At 71.4% G+C, this 11,781-nt stretch carries 7 protein-coding genes; 1 reads left to right on the top strand and 6 read right to left on the bottom strand.

All coding sequences use genetic code 11. From position 1 onward, the window contains the following. Positions 1–116: 116 nt before the first annotated feature. From AB0A95_RS24100 to AB0A95_RS24090, 3 genes are read right to left on the bottom strand one after another with little or no spacing between them, the layout of a single operon-like run. Positions 117–1,988, bottom strand: a complete 1,872-nt coding sequence (locus AB0A95_RS24100; RefSeq protein ID WP_357558018.1) for a PucR family transcriptional regulator ligand-binding domain-containing protein — start codon at positions 1,986–1,988, stop codon at positions 117–119. A 36-nt stretch (positions 1,989–2,024) separates the two neighbouring features. After that, the gene (argG, locus tag AB0A95_RS24095; RefSeq protein ID WP_357558017.1) at positions 2,025–3,476 is read right to left on the bottom strand and encodes an argininosuccinate synthase; all 1,452 of its coding nucleotides are present in this window, start codon (positions 3,474–3,476) and stop codon (positions 2,025–2,027) included. A gap of 47 nt (positions 3,477–3,523) precedes the next feature. Next, positions 3,524–4,345, bottom strand: coding sequence for an RNA methyltransferase (locus tag AB0A95_RS24090; protein WP_357558016.1), 822 nt, complete (start codon positions 4,343–4,345; stop codon positions 3,524–3,526). Between the two features lie 117 nt (positions 4,346–4,462). On the opposite strand from AB0A95_RS24090, the gene AB0A95_RS24085 reads away from it, so the two are divergent. After that, entirely contained in the window at positions 4,463–6,310 is a 1,848-nt protein-coding gene (locus AB0A95_RS24085; protein WP_357558015.1) for a thiamine pyrophosphate-requiring protein, read from the top strand. Positions 6,311–6,335: 25 nt separating this feature from the next. Here AB0A95_RS24085 and AB0A95_RS24080 read toward each other — a convergent pair whose 3' ends face one another. From AB0A95_RS24080 to AB0A95_RS24070, 3 genes are read right to left on the bottom strand one after another with little or no spacing between them, the layout of a single operon-like run. Next, complete coding sequence (locus AB0A95_RS24080) at positions 6,336–8,603, bottom strand: transglycosylase domain-containing protein (protein ID WP_357558027.1); 2,268 nt, start codon at positions 8,601–8,603, stop codon at positions 6,336–6,338. A gap of 26 nt (positions 8,604–8,629) precedes the next feature. Beyond that, on the bottom strand, positions 8,630–9,019 hold the full coding sequence (locus AB0A95_RS24075; RefSeq protein ID WP_357558014.1) for a hypothetical protein: 390 nt from the start codon (positions 9,017–9,019) through the stop codon (positions 8,630–8,632). Then, complete coding sequence (locus AB0A95_RS24070) at positions 9,016–11,745, bottom strand: prenyltransferase/squalene oxidase repeat-containing protein (RefSeq protein ID WP_357558013.1); 2,730 nt, start codon at positions 11,743–11,745, stop codon at positions 9,016–9,018. Before AB0A95_RS24070 ends, AB0A95_RS24075 begins: the two co-directional genes overlap by 4 nt. Positions 11,746–11,781 lie beyond the last annotated feature (36 nt).

Here is an 11,781-nt window from a genome sequence, read left to right as displayed (position 1 = left end):
CGCCGTCATCGAACGGCTGGAACACGTGGTGCAGCGCGATCCAACCACCGGCCGTAGCTTCCCCAACCTGGTCTTGGACCTGGCGGTATTGGACAACGCGGTCGGCGGGGGTGGGGTTAGGGGGTTCGGACTGCTTGTAGGGCTAGTAGGGCTACGTGTAGGGAGAGGCTGGCCTCTACCGAGTCGAGGTCCACGTCGAGGATGCGGGCGATGCGGGCCAGGCGTTCGTAGAAGGCCGGTCGGGACAGGTGGGCGGCGGCGGCACCAGCGGACTTGTTGCGGCCCTGCTCCAGGTACGTGCGCAGGGTGTCGAGCAGCCGTTCCCGGGGGTGGCGGGCGTCGTACTCAAGCAGGGCGCCGAGTTCGCGCTCGACGAAGGTCTGCAACCGGGGCTCGTCGCGCAGCAGGTGCAGCAGCCCGGCCAGGCCGACGTGCGGCAGTCGGAAGACCGCCAGGTCACGCCGGTCCCGGGTGGCCGCCTCGGCGATCTGCCGCGCCTCGACAAGCGACCGGCGGGCCTCCCGCAGGGTGCCCACCCCCGATCCAGCGGCCACGATCACGGCACCAGGGCCAACACCCCGGGCCCTCTCGACACCCGCCCGCACCGCCGCCACCCCGACCGCCGGGCGGGACGGATCGCCACCGGGAGCCGCGCGGGAGGACTCCGCGCGGGACGCGTCCGGGCCGGGGGTGGCCCGAGCCGGTTCGACACCGAGCCCGGGTCGGCCGGCGCCGGCGTCGAGGCGTACCCGACGAAGAGCGCTGGCGAACGCGGACAGCGCGCGGTCCTCGGCGGCCGGGTCGGTCAGGGCCAGCAGCACGCCCACCGAATTGTCGTCGACCGCGCTGGTGAGAGCGGTCAGCTTCGCCTCGCGCAGCGCCTGGCCGACCGCCTCGGACAGGTCCCGCAGCCGGGCCTGAGCGGCCTCCGGGCCAGTCTCTCCGGCCGGGTCCTCGGCCCGGTGTCGGACCATCACGCCGACCAGGTGTCGACGGTCGAGCAGCACGCCGAGCGCCTTCGCCCGCAGCGCGACCTCGTCCACCGGGCGGGAGTGGTCGAGGAGTGCGGTGAGCAGGGTGCGGTGGATCTGCCGTTCCAACCCTTCGGCGTCGCGGCGGATCAGTCGGCCCAACGCGAGGGTGGACGCGGCCCGCTCGATCAGGATCGTCAACCGGGTGGGCGGGCCGGCGGTCGGCCCGCTGGGCTGGGCGGTGGGCACGTCGCCGCTGGCGGGCCAGCGCAGCAACAGTCGCCCCCAGTCCTGCCCGCGCGCGCCCACGGCGGTGACCAGCCACCCGTTGTCCGGGTCGTACGCGGTGCGCCCGGTCGGCCGGACCTGCCGGGAGTGCTGCTCCCAGCCGTCGAGTAGCAGTTCGGCGCTCTCGCCCGCCGGGTCGTACCCGAGCACCTGGCGGGACAGGTTCTCCAACACCACAGGGCAGCCGGACAGCTCGGCGGCCTGCCGGATCACCTCGGCGGCGTCGCCGCCCTCGACGGACAGGTCGTTGAACCGCTGGTGGATCTCCTCCGTGGCGCGCAGCTCGGTGAGCTGGGCGTCGACGATCAGCGCGTGCACCGCCTCGGTGATCCGCACGAACGGGGTGGCGCGGCGCAGCTCCACCAGGGGCAGCCCGCGCCGCTCGGCGGCGGCGGCCATCACCCGGGGCACACCGCTGACGTAGCGGCGGCCCAACTCGACGACGAGCCCGGAGACTCCGACGTCGGCCAGGTCGCCGATGAACGCGCGGAGCCCGGCGTCGTCGCCGGGTAGGCCGATGCCGGTGGTGAGCACCAACTCGCCGCCACCGAGCAGGGTGGCGATGTCCGGCACCTCGGCGACGTGCACCCAGCGGACCGGCCGGTCCAGCCCGGCGTCCCCGGCGACCATGCGTGGTGCGCCGTGGCGGACCGGGTCCAGGGCGAGGACCTCACGCACGGTAGGGAACACGGCCGACACGCTACCCTCCGTGACGCCGGATCTCGACATTCGCCGGGCGACGTCACGGAGGGGCCATGGGGTCGCTCAGTCGACGCCGAACTCCATGGCGGCCCGGTCGAGCGCCTCGTCGTCGGCGGAGGAGACACCCCGGGAGGCGATCGCCTCCGCGCCGCCCTGCGGCATCGCGCCGATCAGACCGGTGGAGGCCGCCTGCGCGGCGCCGACCATCCGCTGCGGGCTCGCCCCGCCGACCATGCCGAGGTTGGCGTACTGCTCCAGCTTCGCCCGCGAGTCGGCGATGTCCAGGTTGCGCATGGTGAGCTGGCCGATCCGGTCCGACGGGCCGAACGCCGAGTCCTCGGTACGTTCCATCGACAGCTTGTCGGGGTGGTAGCTGAAGGCCGGGCCGGTGGTGTCGAGGATCGAGTAGTCCTCGCCCCGGCGCAGCCGCAGCGTCACCTCGCCGGTGACCGCCGTGCCGACCCAGCGCTGCAACGACTCGCGCAGCATCAGCGCCTGCGGGTCCAGCCAGCGGCCCTCGTACATCAGCCGGCCCAGTCGGCGGCCCTCGTTGTGGTAGTTGGCCAGCGTGTCCTCGTTGTGGATGGCGTTGACCAACCGCTCGTACGCGGCGTGCAGCAGCGCCATCCCGGGTGCCTCGTAGACGCCCCGGCTCTTGGCCTCGATGATCCGGTTCTCGATCTGGTCGGACATGCCGAGGCCGTGCCGACCGCCGATCGCGTTGGCCTCCAGCACCAGGTCGACGGGGCTGCCGAACTCCTTGCCGTTGATCGTCACCGGGCGACCCTGGTCGAAGCCGATGGTGACGTCCTCGGTCGGGATCTCCACCGACGGGTCCCAGAACCGGACGCCCATGATCGGGTTGACCGTCTCGATGCCGGTGTCGAGGTGCTCCAGGGTCTTCGCCTCGTGCGTGGCGCCCCAGATGTTGGCGTCGGTGGAGTACGCCTTCTCGGTGCTGTCCCGGTAGGGCAGCCCGCGTTCGAGCAGCCACTCCGACATCTCCTTACGCCCACCCAGCTCGGTGACGAAGTCGGTGTCGAGCCACGGCTTGTAGATGCGCAGCATCGGGTTGGCCAGCAGGCCGTACCGGTAGAACCGCTCGATGTCGTTGCCCTTGAAGGTGGAGCCGTCGCCCCAGATCTGGACGTCGTCGGAGATCATCGCCCGCACCAGCAGGGTCCCGGTGACCGCCCGGCCGAGCGGAGTGGTGTTGAAGTACGCCCGTCCGCCCGAGCGGATGTGGAACGCCCCGCAGGTCAACGCCGCCAGGCCCTCCTCGACGAGGGCGGCGCGGCAGTCGACGACTCGGGCGAGTTCGGCGCCGTAGCTGAGGGCGCGGCCGGGCACGGAGCCGATGTCGGGCTCGTCGTACTGGCCGATGTCGGCGGTGTAGGCGCAGGGGACGGCGCCCTTGTCGCGCATCCACGCGACAGCGACCGAGGTGTCGAGGCCGCCGGAGAAGGCGATGCCGACACGTTCGCCGGAGGGCAGGGAGGTGAGAACCTTGGACACGGGGAAAATTATGCAACAGGCCGCATGGGCATGCAAGCTGAAGCGGTCTACTCTCCGTCGAACGCCGGGTCGTCGCGGCTCAACTCCCAGAAGGCGACCGCCGCCGCGGCGGCGACATTGAGCGAATCGACACCGCGGCGCATCGGGACGACCACCCGGACGTCGCTGGCGGCCTGGGCCGCCGCGGTGAGGCCGGGCCCCTCAGCACCGAGCAGCAGCGCCGGCCGCTCGCGCCGCGCCGGCGTCAACCGCTGGATGGGTACGGCGTCCGGCGCCAACGTCATGGCGAGGACGCTGAAGCCCGCTTCCCGCACCTGGTCCAGCCCATCGGGCCAGCGCTCGAGCTTCGCGTACGGCACCGCGAAGACCTCACCCATGCTGACCCGGACGCTGCGCCGGTAGAGCGGGTCGGCGCAGGTCGGCGACAGCAGCACTCCGTCGATGCCGAGCGCGGCGGCGCCCCGGAAGATCGCACCGAGGTTGGTGTGGTTGTTGATGTCCTCCAGGATCACCACCCGGCGGGCGGCGGCGAGCACCTCGGCCGCCGTCGGCAGCGGCCGGCGGTGGAACGACGCCAGCACCCCCCGGTGTACGTGGAAACCGGTGGCCCGTTGCAGCACGTCCTGTGTCGCGGCGTACACCGGCGCGTCTCCGGTGTCCAGGTCGGCGAGTTGGTCGATGCGCTTGGCGTCGACCAGGTACGACCGGGCCGGGTAGCCGGCACGCAGCGCCCGGCGCAGCACCAGCTCGCCCTCGGCGATGAACAGGCCGTGCGGCGGCTCCCAGCGGGTGCGCAGCTCGACGTCGGTGAGCGCGCGGTAGTCGGCGATGCGGTAGTCGTCGGGGTCGGTGATCTCGTGGACGGGCACCCGACGATTCTGCCGGACGGCGCACCTCGCCCACCGATGCCCACCCGTGGGGTGTTTTGTCCGGAGGAGAAGGGGAAGGACTGTGGACTACCAGACCCGACGGGAAGGACCAGCCAGGTGAGCGCAGACCACACCGCGGCGGGCGAAGTCGGCGCTCTCCCCCGGCACCCCACCGTCGCGGACCACATCGTGTCGCGACTGCTCAGCTGGGGCGTGCACCGCTACTTCGGCTACCCCGGAGACGGCATCAACGGCCTCACGTCCGCGCTGCAACGCACAAGCGGGCGCACCCAGTTCATCCAGGTACGCCACGAGGAGACCGCGGGCTTCGCCGCGTCGGCGCACGTCAAGTACGGCGGCGGGCCGCTGGGCTGCGCGCTGGTGACCAGCGGGCCGGGCGCGATCCACCTGCTCAACGGCCTGTACGACGCCAGGCTCGACCACCAGCCGGTGGTCGCCCTGGTCGGGCACACGGCGACCACCGCCGAGGGCGGCGGCTACTACCAGGAGGTCGACCTGCTCGCCCTCTACAAGGACGTGGCGGCGGCGTTCCTCGCCCAGCTCGACCACCCGGCGCAGGTACGCCACCTGGTCGACCGCGCGTGCCGCACCGCCTTGGCCCGGCGTACCGTCACCGCCCTGATCCTTCCCCTGGACATCCAGGACGAGCCGGCCATCCCGGACCCACCCCACGCGCACGGCTACTACCAGACCAGCAACGTGCCGAGCAGCACCCCCACCGTGCCGCCGGCGGCCGACGTGCGTCGGGCCGCCGAGGTGCTCGGCGGTGGACAGCGGGTGGCCATGCTCGTCGGGCAGGGTGCGCTGGGCGCGCAGGAGGAGGTCCGCGAGATCGCCCATCGGCTCGGCGCCGGGGTGGCCACCGCCCTGCTCGGTTTCACTGTCGTCGACCATCGCGAACCATGGGTCACCGGGGCGATCGGGCTGCTCGGCACCCGGCCCAGCTGGCAGTTGATGACCGGCTGCGACAGGCTGCTGATCGTGGGCAGCAACATGCCGTACTCGGAGTTCTATCCCCCACCCGGGCAGGCCCGCGCGGTGCAGATCGACCTGGACGGCACGCAGCTCGGGCTGCGGTACCCGACCGAGGTGAACCTGACCGGGGACGCCCGCCCCACGTTGCGGGCGTTGCTGAACGAGCTGGGCCCCGGCCCCGCACCGACCGCCTGGCGGGCGGAGATCGCCGAGGCCACCTCGGCATGGCGTCGGGTGCAACGCGACCTGGCCGAGCAGACCGCCGACCCGGTCAACCCACAACTGCTCTTCCACACCCTCAACGAACGGCTGCCCGACGACGTGCTGCTCGCCGTCGACTGCGGCACCACCACCGCCTGGTACGCCCGCCACCTCCAGGTCCGCCCCGGAATGCTCGCCAGCCTGTCCGGCACCCTGCTGTCCATGGGCGGTGCCATGCCGTACGCGCTGAGCGCCAAGTTCGCCCACCCGGACCGACCGCTCGTCGCGCTGATCGGCGACGGCGCCATGCAGATGAACGGCGTCAACGAGCTGATCACCGTGGCGAAGTACTGGCGCGGTTGGGCCGACCCACGATTCGTGGTGCTGGTGCTGAACAACCGGGATCTCGCGTTCGTCAGCTGGGAGCAACGTTCCAGCGAGGGGACGCCGATGTTCCCGGACAGCCAGCAGTTGCCGGACATCGCCTACCACAGGTGGGCCGAGGTGCTCGGGCTGCACGGTGAGTTCGTCGACTCACCGGAGCAGGTGCCCGGCGTCTGGGAGCGGGCGCTCGCCGCCGACCGCCCGGTGGTCATCAACGCCCTTGTCGACCCGGCCGAGCTGATGCTGCCGCCGCACTTCACCGTCGAACAGGCCCGCAACACCGCGGCGGCGGTGCTGCGTGGCGACACCGACTGGGCCGGCATCATCCGCCGCGGCCTACCGTCCACCCTGGCCAGTTACCGCCCCCGCCGCCGCAAGGACTGACCGGGGCCGACCGGGGCGGCGAGGGTCAGCCGCGGCGGTCGAGCCAGCGTTGCAGCGCCGAGCGGGGGTCCTCGGTGGTGGGCTGCTGTCTGCGGTCCGGGACCGCGGGCCGCTGCACGGGGCGGTGCGCGTCGCCGGCCAACTCGTGGCTGGGTGCGGTGAACGCCTTCTCCGGCTGTCCCTTGACGGCGGTGGCGATCACCCGGGCAACCGCGTCGATCACCTTGCCCTGCACCGCCGAGCCCACCGAGTCGGCCGGGTCGTCCGGGTTGGCGGCGATACCGGCCACCGCGACCTGCGGAGTGAAGCCGACGAACGTCTCGGTGGAGTTCTGCTCCGAGCTACCCGTCTTACCGGCCACCGGTCGGCCGTCGAGGATGTCGTTCACACCGGTGGCGGTGCCACCGTTGCACTGCCCGAACGCCGACTGCTGGCCCACCGGGCAGCGCGCGGCGTCGGTCGCGGCACGGGCGACGTCCGGGTCGAGGACCCGCTTGCAGGACGGCTGCCCGACCGGCACCGTCTCGCCGTTCGCGGCGGTCACCGAACGCACCGGCACCGGCGTGCAGTAGGTGCCCTCGGCGGCCACCGTGGCGTACGCGTTGGCCAGGTCGAGCGGGGTGGTGGCGGCCACGCCGAGCGTGAACGAACCCCAGTTCGCGGAGTTGTTCTTCGCGAACGCGGCGTCCGAGTCGGCGCGGAACGTGATGCCGAGCCGCTGCGCCATCTCGACCACCTTGTCCTGGCCGACCTGCTCGGCCAACCAGACGAAGTAGGTGTTCACCGAGCGGCCGAAGCCGTCCCACATCATCCGGTACCCGTCCATCCAGTCCGGGTTGGCGTTGGCCGGGCACCAGTGACCGTCGCAGCTGCCCGGCCCCTCGGCGGCGTACCGGGTGGGTAGCTTGGCGGGCGCGTCGAAGCCGGTGGAGAGGGTACGGCCCGACTCCAGCGCGGCGAGCATGGTGAACAGCTTGAACGTGGAACCGGCCTGGTACCCGTCGACGCTGGCCCCGCCGGAGATCAACGGGTTGACGGTGTTCGGGTAGTTCGCCTGCCCGGCCGGGTTGTCGGCCAGGCTGTAGTGCCGGTTGACCGCCATCGCCAACACCTGCCCGGTGCCCGGCTGGACCGCCGCGATCGGCAGGGCGTGCTTGCTGCCGTAGGAGTAGACCTTGGTGGCCTGCTGCTGCGCGCTGGCCTGGATCCTCGGGTCCAGCGAGGTGACAACTGTGTAGCCACCCGAGCGCAGGGCCTGCTCGCGCTCCGCGACGGTGGCCCCGAACGCCGGCTGGGCGACCCACCACCGCCGCAGGTAGTCGCAGAAGTAACCCCAGTCGTCGTGCCCCTGGGAGACGGCGGTGCAGCCGTTGGGCTGGGCGGTGGGGTGCAGGCCCAGCGGCTCCGCCTTGGCCTGGGCGGCCTGCGCGGCGGTGATCGCACCGGTGGCGACCATCGAGTCCAGCACGTACGACCGGCGGGCCAGCGCGTCGTTCTTGTCGCCGTCGATCGGGCTGTACGCGTCCGGCGACTGCACCAGGCCGGCGAGCAGGGCCGACTGGGCGAGCGTCAACTGCGCCGGGGGCTTGCCGAAGTAACGCTGGCTGGCCGCCGCGACCCCGTACGCGCCGGAGCCGAAGTAGGCGATGTTCAGGTACCGGTCGAGGATCTCGTCCTTGCCGAGGTTCTTGTCCAGCGCGCTCGCGTACCGGATCTCCTGGATCTTGCGGCCGACGGTGGGGTCGGTGGCGGCGGCGCGTTCCTCGGCGGTGCGGGTGGGGTCGGTCTTGAGGACGTTACGGACGTACTGCATGGTCAGCGTCGAGCCGCCCTGCTCGGTGCCGCCGCCCTTGACGTTGGCGACCAGGGCTCGGGCGAGACCGCGCAGGTCCGCCCCACCGTGGTCGTAGAAGCGCCGGTCCTCGGCCGCCACGATCGCCTGCCGCATCACCGGGGCGATCTCCGACAACGGCACGTCGGTGCGGTTCACGTCGTAGAACGTGGTGATCAGCGTCTTGCCGTCGTTGGCGTAGAGGTACGAGCGCTGCGGAGTGGCCGGGGTCTTCAGCGAGGCCGGCAACGCGGCGTACGACCCGAGCGCGGAGCGGGCGGTGAGCCCGAGCAGCAGGTTGCCCGGCAGCGCGGCGACTGCCAGGACGAGCCCGGCCAACACGCCGGCGAGCAGCACGGTGAACAGCCGCGACAGCGGCGAGCGGGAGGCGGCCATGCTCCCCAGGATTGCCACGAAGTGTGGAAATCGGCCAGCCTGGGCGGCAATTGTCAGGCAATTCACCGACAACCACGGCAGCGGCCCGGCCGTCAACCGCTCAGTACGCCGCTCCAGCGGATGAACCCGGGCAACAGGAGCACGGCGCACACCAGCGCCAGAACCGTCATCGCCAACGGCAGCCGTGCGCGACGCAACGCCCGGCGCAGGTACTCCTGCCGGATCTCCTGCTTCTCGGGCTCGCTGAAGTCACGGTCGATGTAGAGGTCGGCGTCCCGTTCGGCCGCCTGGAACAGGTGCGCCGCCCAGGTCAGGAAGCCGGCGGCGACCACCCAGAGCGCCGAATCCAGCGCGATCTTGCCGGTGGAGACGTCAGTGCCCGCCGGGCCGGTGGAGACGGACGTGAGCATGTTGATCCCGGCACCGGCGAAGAGCCCGGCCAGGAAGTTCAGCGTCGACGGCGCGGGCACCGCGATGCTCACGAGCCCGCCTCCGATCCCGCGTCCGGCCACGGCAGATCCGGCCAGGCGACGCCGCAGACAGTGCGCCCGAGCGCGTCGATCCGCTCCAACAGCTCCCGGTCGGCATGCTCGTCCAGGAGGCTGGTCAGCTCCGTGAGCTGGGCCCGGTAGGACAACTGTTCATTGATCACCTTTTCCACCGCCGGCGTCCGCATCGGCCCGTCGCGCTTGGCGATCCGTTCGCGGATCGTCCCCTCGATCTGCTCGCACCCCCGCTGCCAGGCACGCAGATTGCGCCGGGACAGGGTCGCCCCGTTGGCGGACGACGTGACGATCTGCGGCACCACTGCCACCTCCGAAGGCTCGGACGGCTCGGGCCGACCCTGGTTGATGACGTCACCGAACAGTTTCAGGCTCTCCAACTGCACGATCCGCCACACGATGTCGGCGAGTTGGGCTGCCACGAACGGAATGCGCAGCCGCTCCTCGGGGGCTGTGGACAGCAGCGTCGGGTGCCGCTGTTCGCTGGCAATCCGCTGAAACAGCGCCCTGAGGTGTTCCTGGGTGCCGTTGGCGGCTCCGGTGCAGAGCAGCGTCGCCTCCAGCGCCTGCGCCATGTCGATCTCCCGCCCCGGGGTGGTCCACTCCCCCTCACGCCCCACCAGCCAGGCGTGCGCGGTCTCCATCTCCGGCCGCGTCGGCGACACTCCGGCGCGTACGAGCGCGCTGAGGCACATGGCGGTGGTGGCCTCGTCGCGGTTCCACGTGCCGGTGCCGCTGCGCCACCAGTTGTCGAACGACCCGCCCGCGGACACCTGCCGCAGGAGCCAGTTGCAGGCGTCCCGGACCACCGGGTGGTCCATGCGCAGGTTGGCCTGAGTGAGACCGAGGACCACCCGCGCGGTCACCCACGGCACCCGCGCCGGGTAGAAGTAGCCGTCCTCGTGCTGGGCCTCGCGAGCCACCCCGATGAGAAGGTCGATCCGTTGCTGGTCCTGGTGGACGGCGGGCGCGGAACCCTCGAAGCCGAGCAGGAGACCGAGCACCCAGTTGCGGTACATCTGGTCGGTGTCCAACTCCTCGGCGCGCATGCCGGCCAGGTGCGGTGCCGCGCCGAGGAGGGCGTCCTCGGTGGCCATCGACTGCTGGATCTTCTCGAAGTCCTCGTAGTCGGCGGTCACGTCGCCCACCGGCACGGGCAGCTTGCAGCCGGGTGCCTCGTAGCTCCACCGGGGCCGTACCACGCCGGCGATCTCCCACCAGGAGTCGACGTGGTTGAGCTGGTTCAACGCGCTCGCGGCGAAGACGGCGGCGCCGGAATTGTCATTCCAGGAGCGGTCCGCCTGGCTGCGCTTCCCGAGCCAACGGCCAAGCCGGATCAGCGTCTCCCAGGTGCTGAGCAGGTGCAGGGTGTCGGTCCGTGCCGCATCCGGCGAGACCAACTGGTCGAGCCGGCTCAGCGTCGCCTTCATCAGGCGCTCCCCGCCGCGCTGTAGGTGCAGCCACACGTTGCGCTCCGGGCTCTTCCACCGGCGGTCGGCGTCCCAGTGCCGACGGGCGTGGTTCATCACCAGTTGCGCCCGACGGCGCGAGCCGATCAGGTAGGCGCCGTCGATCTGGTAGATGAGGCCGTCGTCGCGCAACCGCTCAAGCGCCTGCCGCAGCGGACCCGCCTCCCGGGTGGCCATCTGTAGCTCCAGCACACCCAGGCAGGCCACCCGGTAGAGCACCTCGCGCTGGTCGTCGCTTGTCACCTGCCGGGTGTAATACGCCTCCAGGTCCGCCTCGGTGGGCACGGCGCCGTGCAGCCCGTAGAGGTGGATCGCCGTCAACGCGATGTGCACGTCGTCCTGTGCCAGTCGCCGGATCGTCTGCCAGTGCGCCTCGTCGATGTCACTGTCGACGAGCAGTTGGCTGACCAACGGCCCGCCCTCGGCGAGGACCTGTCGCAGCTCACGAGTCGGCTCGCCACCAGCGAGGGTCGGGCCCGCCACCTTGTAGCTCGTCGCGAGCACCTGCACCCTGAGCCCGAAGTCCGAGCGCAGCCGGGTCACGCAGTCGAACAACTCGTTGAGCACCAGCGGGTTCGCGTGCAGGTTTTCCAGGACCACCAGGTAACGGCCGGAGCGACTCCGCTCCTGCTCCAGCAGAGCCAGCACTATCGACTCTGGACCGTCCGCCGGATCACCGAGGTTGAGCCACACGATGCCGTCGTCGGCGCGGCGCTTGTCGGCGATGTTGGCCACCAGCGCCGACTTGCCGCAGCCGTGCTCGCCGATCACCAGCACGTCCCGGCCAGCCTCAAGCTGCCGTTCCACCTGGGTGCGGCTGTCGGTCAGCCGGTCCAGCTGGGCGTAGTATTCCATCGCGTCGGCCGAGGGCAGCTCGGCGTGCCCGACCCGCCGAGGCCGCCAGCGGAGACCGAACGGATCCTTTTGCAGGGCGTACGCGACAAGCACCAACGGCGTGACCCCGTGTGCCCCGTCACCCTCGGTCGTGGTCCGGACGACGTGCTCGGAGAGCCGCACCTCGGCGGTGTGCCCCATCGCCTCCACCCGGACGACCAACTCGTGCCCCACGCTGTCGCGGAACTCCGCAGTCGCGCTGACGACCCGCAGCGCGGCGGGCCGCTCGTCGAGCATGGCGGTCTGGGCGGTGAGGTCCTTGTGGGCCGCGGTGAGCAACTCGTACGCGCCCGGCTTGGGGCCGAGAGCCTTGACGGCCAGCCAGGGTGAATAGTCGGGCACCGACCCCCCCTTCGGCGATCACCGTGGGTCTACCAC

Source organism: Micromonospora sp. NPDC049230 (assembly GCF_040647875.1).
Lineage (GTDB): Bacteria > Actinomycetota > Actinomycetes > Mycobacteriales > Micromonosporaceae > Micromonospora.
Note: the sequence above shows the minus strand (reverse complement) of the source record. Positions and strands in the feature narration are given on the sequence as shown.

Bases quoted from the DNA above. Each gene is read 5' to 3' on its own strand.
- AB0A95_RS24100 (WP_357558018.1), bottom strand. From the start codon at position 1,988: ATGTCGAGATCCGGCGTCACGGAGGGTAGCGTGTCGGCCGTGTTCCCT.